The organism is Mesorhizobium sp. M5C.F.Cr.IN.023.01.1.1 (assembly GCF_003997585.1).
GTDB lineage: Bacteria > Pseudomonadota > Alphaproteobacteria > Rhizobiales > Rhizobiaceae > Mesorhizobium > Mesorhizobium wenxiniae.
In genome coordinates, this window is record NZ_RZSU01000132.1 from 1 (window position 1) to 15,718 (window position 15,718).

At 58.5% G+C, this 15,718-nt stretch carries 13 protein-coding genes and 2 pseudogenes; 2 read left to right on the forward strand and 13 right to left on the reverse strand.

What is annotated here, in order from left to right:
* The coding region (locus EOA78_RS31175; RefSeq protein ID WP_281034084.1) for a beta-ketoacyl synthase N-terminal-like domain-containing protein at positions 1 to 688 on the reverse strand (688 nt) is incomplete at its 3' end.
* A complete protein-coding gene (locus tag EOA78_RS31180) occupies positions 689 to 970 on the reverse strand; it encodes an acyl carrier protein (protein WP_029356603.1) in 282 nt (93 codons plus the stop codon).
* A 440-nt stretch (positions 971 to 1,410) separates the two neighbouring features.
* On the opposite strand from EOA78_RS31180, the pseudogene EOA78_RS37990 reads away from it, so the two are divergent.
* Positions 1,411 to 1,748: pseudogene (locus EOA78_RS37990) on the forward strand (LysR family transcriptional regulator); the annotation flags it as partial.
* A 367-nt stretch (positions 1,749 to 2,115) separates the two neighbouring features.
* On the opposite strand, the gene EOA78_RS31185 reads toward EOA78_RS37990, so the two are convergent.
* Positions 2,116 to 3,417 carry an IS110 family transposase gene (locus EOA78_RS31185; protein WP_236473627.1) on the reverse strand — a complete coding sequence of 434 codons (1,302 nt, stop codon included), beginning with the start codon at positions 3,415 to 3,417 and terminating at the stop codon, positions 2,116 to 2,118.
* A 672-nt stretch (positions 3,418 to 4,089) separates the two neighbouring features.
* Between EOA78_RS31185 and EOA78_RS31190 the strand changes: the two genes are divergently transcribed.
* Positions 4,090 to 5,007, forward strand: coding sequence for a LysR family transcriptional regulator (locus tag EOA78_RS31190; RefSeq protein WP_091600624.1), 918 nt, complete (start codon positions 4,090 to 4,092; stop codon positions 5,005 to 5,007).
* Positions 5,008 to 5,055: 48 nt separating this feature from the next.
* Here EOA78_RS31190 and EOA78_RS31195 read toward each other — a convergent pair whose 3' ends face one another.
* The 10 genes and pseudogenes from EOA78_RS31195 to EOA78_RS31240 form a co-directional block, all read right to left on the reverse strand.
* Entirely contained in the window at positions 5,056 to 5,859 is an 804-nt protein-coding gene (locus EOA78_RS31195) for a TIM barrel protein (protein WP_091600623.1), read from the reverse strand.
* Positions 5,860 to 6,023: 164 nt separating this feature from the next.
* On the reverse strand, positions 6,024 to 7,085 hold the full coding sequence (locus tag EOA78_RS31200; protein WP_091600622.1) for a LacI family DNA-binding transcriptional regulator: 1,062 nt from the start codon (positions 7,083 to 7,085) through the stop codon (positions 6,024 to 6,026).
* 278 nt (positions 7,086 to 7,363) lie between these two features.
* Positions 7,364 to 8,647, reverse strand: coding sequence for a dicarboxylate/amino acid:cation symporter (locus tag EOA78_RS31205; RefSeq protein ID WP_268929390.1), 1,284 nt, complete (start codon positions 8,645 to 8,647; stop codon positions 7,364 to 7,366).
* Positions 8,648 to 9,035: 388 nt separating this feature from the next.
* Positions 9,036 to 9,797, reverse strand: a complete 762-nt coding sequence (locus EOA78_RS31210; RefSeq protein ID WP_024505871.1) for a sulfotransferase — start codon at positions 9,795 to 9,797, stop codon at positions 9,036 to 9,038.
* A 287-nt stretch (positions 9,798 to 10,084) separates the two neighbouring features.
* Positions 10,085 to 10,873, reverse strand: coding sequence for an ABC transporter permease (locus EOA78_RS31215; protein WP_091600620.1), 789 nt, complete (start codon positions 10,871 to 10,873; stop codon positions 10,085 to 10,087).
* A 3-nt stretch (positions 10,874 to 10,876) separates the two neighbouring features.
* Entirely contained in the window at positions 10,877 to 11,791 is a 915-nt protein-coding gene (nodI, locus tag EOA78_RS31220; RefSeq protein WP_091600619.1) for a nodulation factor ABC transporter ATP-binding protein NodI, read from the reverse strand.
* 261 nt (positions 11,792 to 12,052) lie between these two features.
* Entirely contained in the window at positions 12,053 to 13,378 is a 1,326-nt protein-coding gene (gene nodC, locus EOA78_RS31225) for a chitooligosaccharide synthase NodC (protein ID WP_091600618.1), read from the reverse strand.
* A 15-nt stretch (positions 13,379 to 13,393) separates the two neighbouring features.
* A complete protein-coding gene (gene nodB, locus EOA78_RS31230; RefSeq protein ID WP_091600617.1) occupies positions 13,394 to 14,053 on the reverse strand; it encodes a chitooligosaccharide deacetylase NodB in 660 nt (219 codons plus the stop codon).
* Complete coding sequence (locus EOA78_RS31235) at positions 14,050 to 14,640, reverse strand: NodA family N-acyltransferase (protein ID WP_063169401.1); 591 nt, start codon at positions 14,638 to 14,640, stop codon at positions 14,050 to 14,052. Before EOA78_RS31235 ends, nodB begins: the two co-directional genes overlap by 4 nt.
* 854 nt (positions 14,641 to 15,494) lie before the next feature.
* A pseudogene (locus tag EOA78_RS31240) lies at positions 15,495 to 15,718 on the reverse strand (beta-ACP synthase); the annotation flags it as partial.

The following is a 15,718-nucleotide window of genomic DNA, read 5'->3' on the forward strand; positions in this document are numbered from 1 at the left end:
TGCCAGCACCCTCGCCCAGCACCAGGCCCTTCCTATCGGCGGAGAAGGGCCGGCAGGTATCGGGTGAAAGCACGCGCATTGCTTCCCATGCTTTCAGCACGCCCCATGCGAAGGGTGCGTCGCTGCCCCCGGAAACCATTACGTCGGCCCGGCCCAGCTTGATCTGATCCACCGCCGAGGCGATCGCATGGTTGGCCGAGGCACATGCGGAGGTCACCCCGAACACCGGCCCGCGCAAGCCGAGGCGCAAGCTAAGATGGACGGAAGCGGCGCTGGGCATCACCTTTACTCCAGTGAAGAGTTCAGCACGGATTGCGCTACCCAAAAGCAGTGAGCGGTAAGTTTGTTCTGTTGCGTATGAACCGGTAAATCCAACGCCCACTGTCGCGCCGAAGCGATGGGCATTCCCTTCGTCGCAGGAAAGTCCGGCCTGCCGCATGGCTTCGCGCGCCGCAAGCACGGCGAGCAAGCTGAAGCGGTCCATGGAGATGAGATGCCCCCGGTTGATGTCGTGCTCGGGCAGCGCCTTGATCTCAGCGCCGGTCATGCCCTCCAGGTCATGAAGCTCGGAATTGGCGAGCGGGCCGATGGCGGAGCGGCCTTCGCGCATCTCTTTCCACATAGAGGCGGCGTCAGTGCCCAGTCCGCACAGGCCGCCCACTCCGGTGATAACGACGCGCCTGTCCATTCAAGCCTCCTTCGCAAGCAAGCCGCGGACGGCTTCCACGACGTCGCCGACATTCTTGAGATTGGACCAGGCATCGGCCGTGTTCATATCGATCTTGATGCCGTAGGCCTGTTCCACATCCCAGAGGACGTCCGCCAAACCCAGCGAATCGAACCCGAGCGCGTCCAGTTCCGTGGCGATTGTTATCTCGCCGACGAATGACGCAGGCATTCCCTCACCGCTCTCCGACTCGGCGCGTTTCTTGATCAGGGCAATGACGTCCGTTGCGAATTGATCGGCCATTCTGTTTCCTGTCTTTCTTTCCCGCGTTTCGACCTGGACGCGGCTCAGTTCCTGAGGCGCGCCGCCTCGCGAAAATAGCCACCACGCTTGTGCGACTGACAAAGCCCAATGCTCATAAAGCCGGATCAGGTCCGGCCGGTGTGTGGCGTAGGTGCAGTATGACGATGTGAGCCGCTACACCGTGCGCGTCTCCCAGTCTGTCCATAGGCTCGGAAGAAGTCGGACAGTTTGACATGGCCGGTCAGTTGCAACTCCCTTTCCCAACACTCCACTGCCCGGTAGAGCGCATGAAAAATCTCCTTTCGGGCGGTTTCTTAAGACGCTCGCCACGCCATGAGGCAGTGGGGCATCGGTGTCCGTCAGGTGCTTCTGCCCATGCAGGATTCCACAACATTGATGAAATCGTTTGTTTCGATGAAAGGCATCCACACTTTGGATAGTTGACCACGCGTTTCAAAGGTCGTGAACTACATCTCCTCGTTGTGCTCGACGCACTCCCGACAGAGCGCAACCTCATGGGCGCGGCATGCAAGATTAACCGAGCCCAGCCGGTCATGAGTGCGGCCGGCGCTCGGCTGCTCGATTATTTGCGCGATGAGCTCGCGACCATGTCCGCGGAGGTATTCAAACTTAACGCTGCGTCCGGGAGCTCTTGCCCTCCAGTTCGCGACGCTCTCCTGCCCATCCAGTGCTCGTTTATTTCGTCGGATAGTTTGACCCGGCTCTACCGAATCGCCGCTTCAGGATCATTCTTTCCGATTTCGTCACGCTCGTATTTCTGCCGCGCCCTACACCGATTAGGCGCGAACAAACTGAGCGCCTTGGAACCCGAACCCGTGCGTCGTGACCGGGAGCATCCGGGGCGAACTCATGCGCTCGGGGGCATCGCATCACCGGACGGCGACAGGCACGGTCGACCGGCATCTCGGCATCGGCTGGGAATTCGTCCATGGTCTGCATTGACGACGCTTCCTGAGGCCACGTAGCTCTTATGCCAAGCTGGGCGCCCGGGTCGAGCGCGTAATGACGACAATTGCTTCGCTACAGGTCAAACGCTTTCCGGGCCACCTGCAAAGTCTTCACCCGGCCGTACAGCGCCCAAGACCACTGATGTGATCGACAAGAGCCTTGTTGATAAATCTGCGCTATTCTCCTGTCGCGCACGGACGACCGCGTGGCGAAGAGCAGGGTCCGAGATGAGAGCCCTGCCGCGCAGCTTCTATCGTCGCGCCTCGTTTGCGGCATCCGTGCCTACCCTCTTCGGACCTCGTGGGTTCCAACCGGCGGCGAGGCGTGCATAGGCGCCCTCGGCCTGCTCCACCCAGCGGCGCTCTTCTTCCCGGTGGCTCTTTATGTTGTAGGCGTGCGCGGCTCCCTTTTGGCCGCGCACAGCCTTGCTCCCGGCCTTGAGTTCCACATCGCGCAAGCTTCTTGGCATGCAGGGAGGGTCGAGCCCACGCGTAACTCTCGCCCTTCATCAACAGATGCCAGATCACGACAGAGAGTTTGCGTGCGGTTGCCACGGCCGCGACATGCTGTCCGCGCCGGGCTCGCACGCCGCAGGGAGAAGGCTCGCAACGGTCCGGGAGCACGAGCGGCCGCCCAGGCCGCCTCGACGAGCATGCCGCGCGCATGACCACGGCCCTGCTTGGTGATCCGCCCATGGTAGGCCGGACCTGGCCGGACTGTCGGACGCTTGGGTTCAACCCGAGATAGGTCACGAGCTTCTGCGGATCGTCGAAGCGCGACACGTCGCCGATCGCCGCCTTCATCGCCAGCGCGACGGTGATGTCGACGCCGGGAATGGTCATCAGCCGCTTCACGCCTTCATCCTCGAGAGCCGAGCGGGCAAGATCGCGTTCGATGACCTGGAGGTCTTCGCCCAATCGGTCGAACTCGCGCAGATGCCGATCGATCGCGAGGCGCTCGTCCTGCGGTACGACCTGCTCGATTAACCAGGTCCGACCCTTGGCGCCGCACAGGTCGGCATGCGGGCAGGACGGGATCAGGTGGCTATGAAGGATCGACTGGATGACGGTCTTCAATCGAGATCTCTGTCGGACAATCTGATTGCGCCGTGTCACCTGTCGACGCAGAGCCTGCGTCGGCTCGTCCGCAATCCAGACTTCTGGCAAGAAGCCGCTGGCATAGAGCTGCGCAAGAACGTCGGCCTCGATCGTCGTTTTGATCTTGGCATAGGCAATGATACGCACCTGTTTCGGGTTGCCGATCCCCACCTTCTTCACATGCGGCGCAACCACAGCCGTAGCGGACGTCGCGTTGCCGGTGGCCTCGATCACCCCGACATCGTTCGGCGACAGCTTCGCGGCGAACGCCGCCAGCAGATCGCGCCGCATGTCGACGCGGCCGAGTCGCCTGAGCCTGCCATCCTCCCATGCCACTGCTTCGGCGAAGGCGCGGTGAATATCCAGTCCGATGATGCGCATGCCCGTTCCTCCTTCTTGGCTCGGTCAAAGACGGGAGCTGGCGGGTAACACGACATCTACTGATCCGCGCTCGCAGCGCCTCCGGGAAAGTCGCGAGGGGCGGCGATGTAACGAGCTCGGGCTCTCAGCCCACGGTCTATTGACGGCCTGCCTGCACCTTCGTGCTCCCGGTGCCCCACGTCCCGGATGGGCTCACCATAAGGGCGTTCCAAAACAAGAACGGCAGGACGAAAAGGCACCACAGATCACCACCGGATAACAGCAAGGCCAAGCGCTTCGTTCAGACAGGCTTGCGCCAATGGGCTTAGGCCGAGCCTACAACAGCTCTCAAAAACGCTGCCGAACTGCTGCATTGGCTTCGCCGATACAACACAGGCCTCACGGCAGCTTAGGATCAAACCGCCCATCAGTCGCCTCGGACCACGCCTTGCTAGGTCGGGGCCGCCGAAGACGCTGGTTGATAGCCCGGCGCCATCGGCCCGGCATTTCAAACCGCCAATCTCTGACCTGCACAGTACGTACGATTGCTCGCTTCGGCAGATCACGCGGCTCATATGTCGGACCTTAACGTCATCCATCATAAACTTTTTGCGACAAAAGATTGCAAGAATGCTAAATTGTTAAAGTCGTTTGTTTCGGTTAAAGGCATCCATCCCATGGATGGCTGATGACATGCGTTTCAAAGGACTTGATCTAAATCTCCTCGTTGTGCTCGACGCACTCCTGACGGAGCGTAATCTCTCGGCGGCGGCACGCAGGATCAACCTGAGTCAGCCCGCCATGAGTGCGGCCGTCGCCCGACTGCGCGATTATTTCCGCGATGAACTGTTTACGATAAGAGGTCGCGAACGATTTCTAACCCCGCGTGCGGCAGCATTTGCCCCCGCAGTTCGCGACGCTCTCCAGCACATCCAGTGCTCGATTATTTCTTCGGATCCGTTTGACCCAGCTCGAGCCGATCGCCTCTTCAGGATCATTCTTTCCGATTTCGTCACGCTCGTGTTTTTCGAAAAGCTTGTGGAGCGTATTGCACGGGAAGCCCCCGCCGTCAGCTTCGAACTGCTGCCTGTCGACGATAGCCCCGATGAGCTTCTCCGGCGGGGTGACGTCGATTTTCTAATTCTACCGGATATGTTCACGTCGAGTGTGCATTCAAGCGTTCCGCTGTTTGACGAGAAGCTCGTGTGCGTAGGCTGTCCCACAAACAAGCAGCTGCCACAGCAGCTTACATTCGAGAGATACATGTCGATGAGGCACGTCGCGGTCAGGTTCGGGCGTACGATGAAGCCGTCTATCGAGGAATGGTTTTTGCTTGAGCATGGCCTTAAGAGACGTGTCGAGGTCGCCGTGCAGGGCTTCAGCATGATTCCACCTATGGTGTCCGGCACAGCTCGTATAGCGACCATGCCCTTGCGGCTGGTCAGGCATTTCGAAAACACGTTCCCCCTGCGGGTTATCGAACTTCCGCTGCCATTTCCCACATTCACCGAGACCCTCCAATGGCCGGCCCTCCACAATAGCGATCCGGCAAGCATCTGGATGCGGGAGATAATGATGCAAGAGGCATCTCGGATGGCTGTCCCGCTGTGAACCCACGGAAAATTCAGGCGCACCTATAGTCACTACTCCTGTCACCATCTACTCTGACGACAATAGCCCTCGCCGGATAAAGTCGATGCTGGCGGCAAGTGCGCCTGCGAGATCGTCCAGAGAATGGACTTCCTCGACCAGCTCGAACGAGAAAGGTCCCGCGTAGCCGCCATCCAGCAGCGCCTGAATCTGGCTGCCATTGTCGGAACCTGCAAGAAAGCGATCGGGGTAAATCCAGAAGGTCGGGTCGTTTACGCTTGAAATGTGCACCAGGCCGGTAAGCTCGCAGAACAGGCATGTCTCCCCGGCCAGGGTGTGGTGGAACGTGTCGTGCACGAGGCGAAAGACGGACTGGCCATCAACCGCGGCAACGGCCTCGGCCGCTTCCTTCTTTGATCGAAGCGAGCAGGTTCGGAAACCCAGCGGCTCGATAAGACCGATCAGACCCCGCGACTGGAGGATTGGCTTGATCTCGTTTAGAGCGAAACGAAGATTGTCCTGGCGCTCGCTATTGGTGGGCCACGAGCTGCGGTTGGCCGGCACCAAAACGAGCGTCTCCGCCCCGCACGCCGTCGCATAATCGGCGAGGTTGCTTGCCTCGGCCTGACGCGTTGGAGTCCAGTCGTTGAACCGCTGCAAGGCGTTGACAGAGATGATCGTGATGCCCGCTTCGGTAGCGGCAAACCGGACGTCCGCAGCCGGAATGCCGCGTGCGACAGGATTGCTGAAATGAGGGTAACGGATTTGGACGTCGGTCAGGCCTTGGTCACGGGCAAGCGCGAAAAGCGCACTGACGTCAAGGCGGGGCGCCGCCATGTGATCGAGTGCAAAGCGGGGCGATACCTGGCGCATTGCTTGACTTTCCTTCCATGAAGCGCGGCTGCCATTTCGGCATCCGGCTTCTTTCAAGACGGAACCACGCCGGTTCACAGATCGGACAGAGACGGCCGAGTCAATCGAGCTTTCCTTTCATCGGTGAAAGGAAAATGGGCGCTCATGATAGAAATCCATCAAGCTCAAATATTTTCCGGAAGATAAATGTCGAACGGCAGAAATGTCTGCCCCGGGCTCTCCGCGACGCCGGCTTTGATGGCCCGCTCCATTGCCATTATCAGCTCCTGGCAAAGTCGGCGCATTGGCGTGCCGACCGCCATCGTCAAGATGTCATCCGCAAGCGCCCCACGTGACTGCGGCGTCATTTCACTCACGATCGCGACGAGATCCTGACCGCTCCCCTCTTCTCGGAGCGCGGAAATTGCCCCCTCTATCCCCCCGCCGGCCATATAGAAGCCGACGAGCTCTGGTTCCCGCTGCATAAGATCCAGCAATTTTTCGTAAGTGAGCTGCCGTTCATCAAGGTTCACGAGCGCATCAAGCACCTCGAATTTTGGCGCGTTCTCACGAAAATACGCACGAAAGGCCGTTTCCCGCGTCGCATGCGCCTGGAAGCGATGGCTTCCGACAAACACCGCCACCTTGCCGGGCCGTTTTGCGGTCTTGGAAAACACCCAAGCGGCAGTCCGTCCGACCTTGCTGTTGTTGAGGCCGATGTAGCCCTCGCGCACGCCATCGGCGAAGTCGGATAGCAGCGAAAATACCGGGATACCTTTCGCCTTGAGCTCCTCGACTGATGCTGTGATTTTCGGGTGATCGGCCGCCACCATGGCGATCGCCTGGCAGCGGCTCCCAAGGTCCTTAAGAAGCGGGAGCAGGTCACGCGGCAAATGTGACTGCGCGAACTCGATGATCGGAAGGCCGTGGAAGGATTTAGCCATACTGACCGACTCTTCGATCTTGCGAGCGAAATCTTGGTAGAAATCGTGGGTAGGTTTTCTCAAGATGAAGCCCAGCTTGTAGTGCGGCAGGTGCTGCTGCAAGCGCTGTTTGATGAGACCGGCAGCATGATAGCCGATCGCGTGCGCGGCCGCATGGACCCGCTGGGCGGTCTCCTCTCGCACCGGAAGGCGGACGTTCAGAACCCGATCGACTGTTGCTACGCTGACTCCGGCTTCGCGGGCGAGATCGGCAATTGTGACGCGCTTTCCCCTAGCGATTCTGATCGGCCGGTCCTCCATCATCCGGTGCGCTCCCGCGACGGCTTGGGGCGGCAAGCTGAAATAGTTCCCACACCCGGCGGTTGATAGCGCATTCGACGAACAGCGCTCCATGCGCACCCAGATGAGTTTCCGTGAACCGTTCGTTTGCTTAGGGGCTTCATGGTGTTGTATTACTCACTGCGTTAGTACTCTATTTCCAGCGCTCTTTGGAGGCTGGCAATTCGACTGTTGTGGCAAGGCCGCGACTTACACGTCGCGCTGTTGCGATTTTGCTTGCGGGGAGCCAGTTTGATGTAACCCTAACCGCGGAAAGCGGCTTCCATCCGTGACTGGTCCAATTCGCCTTCCCAGCGAGCGACAACGAGCGATGCCACCGCATTACCGACTAAATTCGTCAGCGCGCGGCATTCCGACATGAAGCGGTCCACGCCAAGAATTAGAGCCATTCCGGCAACGGGAACACTCGGCACGACAGAGAGAGTAGCGGCCAATGTGATGAAGCCGGCGCCGGTGACGCCTGCCGCACCCTTCGAGGAAAGCATCGCAATTAGCAGCAGGAGGATCTGATCGGCAATTGACAAATCTGTGTTCGTCGCCTGCGCGATGAAGAGGGCGGCGATCGTCATGTAGATATTGGTACCGTCCAGATTGAATGAGTATCCAGTAGGGATGACGAGACTTACGACCGAACGCGCGGCGCCGGCCTTCTCCATCTTCTCCATGAGCGAGGGCAGCGCGGCCTCCGAGGAGGACGTTGCCAGGACAAGCAGCAGTTCGTCCTTGATGTAGCGGACAAGAGAAAAGATCGAGAAGCCGTTGTAGCGGCAGACCGCGCCGAGAACCCCGAACACGAAGAGGAAGGCGGTAAGATAGAACGTCGCGACCAGTATCGCGAGGTTGGCCACCGAACCGATACCGTATTTGCCGATCGTAAAGGCCATTGCGCCGAAGGCGCCGATGGGTGCAGCCTTCATCAGAATGCCGACGAGCTTAAAAATGGGGGCGGTAAGCGCCTGGAGAAAGGTAACGACCGGCCTGCTCGTCTCTCCGGTCATCGCCAAAGCAATGCCGAACAGGACCGAGAAGAACAAGACTTGCAGGATGTCGCCTTCCGCGAAGGCACTGGCAATCGTTGACGGGATGATGTTCATCAGGAAGCTGGTCACGGACTGCTCGTGAGCCGTGGCCACATAGCCCTTAACGGCTTGGACATCGAGCGAGGCCGGATCGATGTTGAGGCCGGCGCCAGGCTGAACGATATTCGCGACAATCAGTCCGACAACGAGTGCAAGCGTCGAGAAGGTGAGGAAATAAACCATCGCCTTGGCGGCAACTCGGCCGACCTTCTGCAGATCGCTCATGCCGGCAATGCCGGTCGCAATTGTCAGGAAGATGACAGGTGCGATAATCATCTTGACGACTTTGATGAAGGCATCGCCGAGCGGCTTCAGGCTCTGGCCGGTTTCCGGATAGAGATAGCCAATTGCGGCACCCAGGACTATGGCGGCAAGCACCTGCACGTAGGTCCGGGCAAAATGGCGCTTGCGGGGCGCTGCGATCGCGCGGGGGACTTTTGGAACCAACACCGTTTCTCTCTCCCTGACCGGATCGGGGTGGGGGCTCCTCCTTCTCCCATGCTGCGCTCCGGTCGAGCGCTGCTGTCATCTCGGAGCAAGCGCCGTGCCAACTGGAGGCCTGTCCCGTCCAGCGAGATTGGTGCGGGTTGCGCACTGGAACCCTCCACCTTTGCCGGAATTTGCACTCAAGGCTCGCCAAAGATCGCGTGAAGAAGTGCTTCGCCAGAGAGGGAATTGACCAGGTCGCCTTGCGGCCGTGCCTTTGATGTTCGCCGCAGATCGAATGCCGGCCGATATCTGTCGTCTTGGTGACTTTGGTTGGTCAGTTTTGCGACGGAATGCGCGCAAACTGTAGGATATCCTACACGCCCATCAGAGCACGCGGGACAAGCGATTAAGCGTAGGAGCGCATCGAATCTCCGAGGTCAAAAAATCTTGAATAAGGTCCGCGTGCGAAGTGAATCCGCAACTCGTCAAAGTTCTCCACCGTTTGATCCAGCGGTCGCGTTTCCTGGCGCTGCAGGATGGCGTTATCTGATGGCTCAAGCGCTGGAACGCCCAGGAAATCCCAAACCGCTCCCAAGCATTGGGCAGGTTCATGAAGAAGGCTCTCGTATTCCATTACAAGCAGGTTGGTCGACGTGAAGGAGTCCATAACGCGAGCGTGAAAATCGTCGGCGGCTTTGAAATAAGCCTCACAGTCAGCGATTGACAACCTGACGCTCGGTGGCCGAGCGGTATCGTTGTCCGAGCTGAACTTCAGCCACTGACCGCTTTCCCTGGCCTGCACAAAGGAACGGAGCGATTCCAATACGTTTCGGCGAACAACGAGGATGACCTTGAGTGCTGGCCAACGAGCTAATTCCGCAAAGAATGCTGGACGCTCGCGAAACTGAGGTTCATTGATCTTGCAGCCAAGATGCGTCACATTCTTGTAGTCGCGCATAGGGCAGCGCACATAGGCAAGCTCAAGAAGCTCGCGATCCGTGCCTAGCAGGCGATCCGTGCTGGGCCAATTGGGATCATATTCGTTTAGCAACTCACCGTTACTCAAAACGGTCGGATGCTCGTTTAGCAATTCTTCTAAATAGTGTGTTCCGGTCCTTGGCATAGCAAGGATCACAAAAGGCTCAGGAGTTGGTTCGTTGTGGGTCATTGCATGTGTATCCAACTAAATAATGGCCGCGACGGTCTGGGGACGCGCACAAGAAGCTTGGCTGCTATCGCTTGAACGCTCCGGGTGGGTCCGCGCCTCACCACCCAGCCTGTACTCCGAGGTGTGGTCGCGAAGATGGGCGCGTGCCTGCAGCGGCTGGGTGGCGCCCGGCTTCGGCGTTGTTGTACCACTCGCGATTCCTGGCACACGCATGCCTCCGGGCCGCTGTGGGCAGTTTGCAATCCGGCATTGCGGACCTCCTTCTCGTTGATGGGCGTAGGTAAGCGTCAACGCATTAGTCGTCGATGAAACAGTCCAGCCGACACAAAAAAAGGCAATACAGCGAACATGCAAAGTGCGCCTATATGCAGCCCTACATTGTCGCCCAGGCGGCCGAGCATCACCGGACGGATTAGATCGATAGAATTCGCCAGCGGCGAGAAGGCCGCAATCTGCTGAAACACTCCTGGCAATTGGCCGACTGGAAAAACCGCGCCCGAAAGGAACAGCATAGGTGTGATGACAAGCGTCTGATAGAAAATAAAATAGTGATAACTGGGCGCGAGCGCGATGACGAGCATGGCCAGGCTCGCAAAGGCGAACCCGGTGAGAGCGATGACCGGCAGCACGTAGAGAACCGACGTCCACGCGGCATAACCTAGCGCGGCGGCAACAATCGCAATTGTCGTACCGGCCAGAAAGGCCTTTGTGGCTGCCCAGGTCAATTCACCGAGAACGATGTCGCCGAGGGTAAGTTGTGTGTGCAAGATTGCTTCCCAAGTGCCCTGATCGCGCATTCGACCGAAAACCGCGTAAATTGTTTCGAAGGTCGATGCTGTCATCGCGCTTGTCGCAACCATGCCGGCTGCCAGAAAAGCGATGTAGGATGCACCTTCGATGCGGCCTACCAACAGTCCAAGGCCAGTGCCGAGCCCGAAAAGGTAAATCATCGGATCAGCAAGGGTGCCGAGCATTGAAGCAAATGCCACCTTCTTCCATGCCAAATGATTGCGGCGCCACACCGCGATCCAGTTCCAGGCGTTGGCGGGTAGAGCGGCCGCAAGACGTTCACCCATTGCTCACTTCTCCATCTCACGTCCGGTTAGCCGCAAGAAAACGTCCTCCAGACTGGGTGGACGCTCCAGAATACGCAGACCCGCTCGACCGCGAAGCTGGATGCGCACATCCTCCGGATCAGGCGCATAGCAAAAGAGCGTCTCGCCGCTTACCTCGATACGCTGAACGTACGGCCTGATCAGCGAAATCAGCTCCTGTGGATTGCCGCCGAAGATCTCGATCACGTTGCACCCAATGTACTCGTCGATCAGCGCATGAGGACTGCCCTCGGCGATCTTGCGTCCCCGCTCGAGAACACACAGCCGATCACAAAGCCGCTCAGCCTCTTCCATGAAATGGGTGGTCAAAATGATCGTTTTTCCGCTCGCCAGCAGGAAACGAAGTCGCTCCCAGATCAGATGGCGGGCATGCGGGTCGAGGCCGGTCGTGGGCTCATCCATCACAAGCAACTGGGGGTCGTTGATCAGAGCACGTGCCAGCGTCAGGCGCCGCTTCATCCCGCCGGATAGCAGGCCGACACGTGAATCCGCCTTGCTCTCAAGGCGAGCGAACTCGAGGAGCCGTGGGATGACGGCGTTGATCTCTCTTGTTCTCATGCCGAAGTAGCGCCCGAACACCAACAGGTTCTCACGTACCGTAAATTCCAGGTCGAGATTGTCGAACTGCGGGACCACGCCTATGCCCTTGCGGGCCAAGCGGCTGCGTGCCGGCACTGGTAGACCGAGGACTGTTATATCACCCGCGTCAGGCCGGGTCATACCGAGGAGCATACGCGCAATCGTGCTCTTGCCTGCGCCGTTCGGCCCCAGCAGACCGAAGCACTCTCCCGATGCAACGGTGAAGGACAGCCCGTCCACAACGAGCTTGTTTCCGAATAATTTGGTTACGCCGGTAAGGTCGATTGCTACATTGGACATGCGTCTATCTCAAGCGGAATGAGTCCGATTGGCCACCGGCAGCTTACTTACGAATCTGGTTCAGAGCAGGCCACCGCCTTGAGATGGCACCTTTGGAAAGTCGCGGCCGGAGCGACGCGTGTATCGCTTCCGCCAAAGAATTAACGTCAAGATGCCACGTGTCGCTTCCAGATAGTTCCCGTTCTGACCATAGGTAACTCGACAAGCTTCACCACGTGTCGACTGACACAACTTACTCGGTCACCCGGCGCTGCAAGGCCGTCAGACTTCACCAGCTGTGAGCGAAAGATCTGCAGTATGAAGTGACTCCGCAATTCCAGAATTGCCCGCAGCATTTGCTCCGGCAAGCGGCGTCGCGCTTGTGATTTCCTTTGTGCTTCTGTTGGGCAGGGGAACACTTTTACGCGACAGCCAATCGCTATTGCTCAATGTACACAGGGCGTAAGCCTTCAAGGGGATCAACAGGAATATCCTGATTAACGCGTGCATTGAATAGCCGATGAATCGAAGCTGCCGAGTGCGGAAAGATAACACCGTAGATCTGATTATGGTCATGGTGACAATAGCCAGCACCGTCCACCAATTTACTGTATGTGAAAATAGTAGCTCACCGAGCGCCGTTACTACCGCGATGCCGAGCAACAATGGGCCGAGATTCTCTCCCATCACATCCAAAGTTAGATAGCGATCCAGGCCACGCAGTAGACCTCGCGCAAGCATCGTGTCCCGGAAAGTGCTCCGTGCCCAGCGGAGTTGTTGGCGCAAATAAGGTCCCATCTTGTCCGGAACGACTGTCGCCGCGACGGCACCTGGAACGTACTCGGTTCGAAAGCCTGCTTTCAGCATGAGGATCGTAAGATGACGGTCTTCACCGAAGTCGCTTGGTTTCCCCCTGAACAGCTGCGTCTCGTATTGATCCAGCAGAGAAAGGAGACAAGACCGGCGGTACATTGCACATGGGCCGCAGCAGCACATGACCGCACCAAAGCGACCTTGCGCCGCGCGCTCCTCATTGCAAGCCAGCCAGTATTCCATATCGATCAATCGGGTCAACCAAGTGTCGCTGCGGTTGTATGCCGTCAGCTGGCCCATGGCCGCTCCGACCATGGGATCCCGCATTTTTACTGCAAGCTTCGTGATCACGTCGGACGCAAGTGTCGTGTCAGAGTCGACGCTGAGCACGAAATCTCCAGATGAGCGGCGGATGGCGGCGATCTGCGCCTTGCGTTTGCCAACATTCTCGCGGAGCAGAATGAAATTGAATCTCGGGTCGCCCTCGTAGGCGTGATGTACCGGGATGACGGCATTACGATTTCCAGAACCGTCGTCAACCAGATAGACCTGAAATGTTCCGGCGTAATCTTGAATTGCGATGGAAGCTAAACACGCCGCGAGTGTGCGCGGGTCCTCATTGTAGCAGGGGATGATGACATCCACGCTCGGCCAACGGTCGGATCCGAACAAGCTTTCCGACGGCGGCGTAACATTTTCCGGTTGGGAGTAGACCGCTTGCATGCCTCTGTAAACAGTCGAGAGCACCGCATAAGACGAAACGGCAACAGTACTGGCTGTGGTGAGAAGGTCCATAGGATCTCTGTTTGTTCAGGGATGTTGAGGAAGTGATCGGATTACAAATCCGCGGCCGTGCAATTCTGGAATTAGGCGTGACAACGCTGTCACCGTCTGGTCGCGCAGACTGGCTTGATTGCCTGGTTGCAATTCGTCGGGAGCGCACCCGTCGTGCAACAGCACGATTGCGCCCGGCCGGATATCGGCGAGCACTCTGTCGACGATGGCGTCAACGCCGGGGCGAGACCAGTCGCGTGGATCAATGGACCAATGGACGGGCGCCAATGCCGCACCCGCTGATGCAGCGATTACTTCTTCGGTCCAGATGCCATACGGTGCACGAAAGTACCGAACCATGGCCTGCGGGCAAGCCATCCCTATGACTCTGTTTGCCTCAACTATCTGGCGGTCGACTTCGACGGGCCCGCATTTAGCCAGGTCCGGATGAGTCATCGTGTGGTTGGCTATACCGTGCCCGTCTGTAATAATTCGGCGAACGAGTTCCGGCTCGTCGGCCGCGTAGGCCCCAACAACGAAGAAGGTCGCCGGCACCTGATGTTGCGCCAGCACATTGAGTATCTGCGGTGTGAAAAATGAATTGGGACCGTCGTCAAACGTCAGATAGACGCTGCGCTCTGCAATGCCATCGGCATTGTCACTCTGCCCTTCGCATATGTAGTCCAGAGGCTTCATAGTTCCGGACCGTTCCGGTCGATCAGGGTACCGGACGGCCACTCGTCCATCGAGCGTCCGATCGGCGAAACCAACACGAGTACGTCTTCCAGGCGCGTGGGCGGCAGGTCGGGATGCACGTCTGGACGGGTCGACCGTACGCGAACGCCCGACACAATGTTCGCGAGGCCGGCTCTGCAGAATCTTTCGACATGGTTTCGCAGCGCGTGCCGAACCGTGCCGAAAGCGAATGGAACACCCAACTGATGGAGCACTGGGTACGCCACGCGCATCGAAAAACCGATTCCGAGCCCTTCAAGATCCGGACGAACCGCGTACAGGCCCAATTCAGCGACGATCAAGTCGACCTCGCCAACTTTGATGAAGCGCCGCAGCATGCCGATGTGAGCCGCTACCCCATGCGCGTCGTAGCCGATTGCGCGGAATTCCGGCCTCGCGCCGGCCCAACTGCGGCCGCCTTCGAATGGCTCCGCGTTGAAGGCGCCAGTCCGTCCATAGGTCTTTCGAAAAAAGTCGGAGAGTTCGACATGGTCGGCCAGTTGCAACTCATTTTCCCAGCACAACTTCCACTCGACATTCGGGCGCATGGAAGACCTCACCTTGTAGCTGTCCGGTTGAGATAAATGTCCAAGCATTGGTTAAATAATTGGCGTCGCCCCAACGGGGCGTAACTTGTGGAGACCGCCGAAAGACCAAGCCGCAATGCAGATGCGACTGACTTTGTACGCCCCGCACACCAGATGATGCTCCTCGGATCCAACGCAACCATCGGAACTACCTATCTTTCCAACTTGAAGCGCTTCTATGGGACCTGCAGCAAAAACGGTAAAATCCTTTGTTTAGATGAAAGGTATCCACGCTTTGGATAACTGGGCGAATGCGTTCCATATGGCTGGTCAATTATCGTCGTCACGCTCGAGGCACTTCTGACGAAGCGCAAAGCTCACGCCCGCGGCACGCGCGGCCGTTGCCGGGCCGCTCGATTATCTCCGTAAGAGCCCGAGCGGAGCTCAGACACGACGATTGATCAGAATCTGATTCGCGGGTTCAGTATCTTTTTCGTGTATCCAGCTCTGGGCTGTCCTTTGGCGGGAGTTAGGTTCGCCCAGGTTCTGAGCCTGGGGCGTCGGCCCGTTCGCCGCACAGGCTCCTTCGCACATCGTCGAGGCCGAGAAAGAGGTGGCCACACAGCTCCCCCTGTACTTTCCACCACCCGACACCAGAGCTCACCCAGGGCGCCGGCCTTGCTCACCTCAACGGATAGCGCACTCGCGCCGCTTCACGATTAAAAGAATTCTACAAGCAGATGCCTGTTTGATCGTGAGACGTCCGCTGCCAATTCCCGCATCGCAGAGGCAGCCAATAGCGCTCGCTTCACATAGTGGTCCGGCAAGCAGCTAGATACGACAGGTGACCTCAAATGAGGCGTCTTGCATGGCTTCTACACCTGCCTGAATGCCAGAACTGCGTTCGTGCCGCCCATGGCGAAGGCGTTGCTCATGGCGACGCGCACCTTGCGCTCGCGCGGCACATTGGGCGTGATGTCGAGGTCGCAAGCGGGATCTGGCTCGCGATAGTTGGCGGTCGGCGGCACGACGTCCTCTTGGATTGCCATCACGCAGGCGATCATTTCAAGCGCGCTCGCTGCGCCGAGGCAATGCGCGT

Excerpts from the sequence above, each read along its gene's own strand:
- EOA78_RS31185 (WP_236473627.1), bottom strand. The coding sequence starts at position 3,417 with ATGCGCATCATCGGACTGGATATTCACCGCGCCTTCGCCGAAGCAGTG.
- EOA78_RS31210 (WP_024505871.1), bottom strand. The coding sequence starts at position 9,797 with ATGACCCACAACGAACCAACTCCTGAGCCTTTTGTGATCCTTGCTATG.
- EOA78_RS31190 (WP_091600624.1), top strand. The coding sequence starts at position 4,090 with ATGCGTTTCAAAGGACTTGATCTAAATCTCCTCGTTGTGCTCGACGCA.
- nodC (WP_091600618.1), bottom strand. The coding sequence starts at position 13,378 with ATGGACCTTCTCACCACAGCCAGTACTGTTGCCGTTTCGTCTTATGCG.
- EOA78_RS31195 (WP_091600623.1), bottom strand. The coding sequence starts at position 5,859 with ATGCGCCAGGTATCGCCCCGCTTTGCACTCGATCACATGGCGGCGCCC.
- EOA78_RS31235 (WP_063169401.1), bottom strand. The coding sequence starts at position 14,640 with ATGCGCCCGAATGTCGAGTGGAAGTTGTGCTGGGAAAATGAGTTGCAA.
- nodI (WP_091600619.1), bottom strand. The coding sequence starts at position 11,791 with ATGTCCAATGTAGCAATCGACCTTACCGGCGTAACCAAATTATTCGGA.
- EOA78_RS31215 (WP_091600620.1), bottom strand. The coding sequence starts at position 10,873 with ATGGGTGAACGTCTTGCGGCCGCTCTACCCGCCAACGCCTGGAACTGG.
- EOA78_RS31200 (WP_091600622.1), bottom strand. The coding sequence starts at position 7,085 with ATGATGGAGGACCGGCCGATCAGAATCGCTAGGGGAAAGCGCGTCACA.
- EOA78_RS31180 (WP_029356603.1), bottom strand. The coding sequence starts at position 970 with ATGGCCGATCAATTCGCAACGGACGTCATTGCCCTGATCAAGAAACGC.
- nodB (WP_091600617.1), bottom strand. The coding sequence starts at position 14,053 with ATGAAGCCTCTGGACTACATATGCGAAGGGCAGAGTGACAATGCCGAT.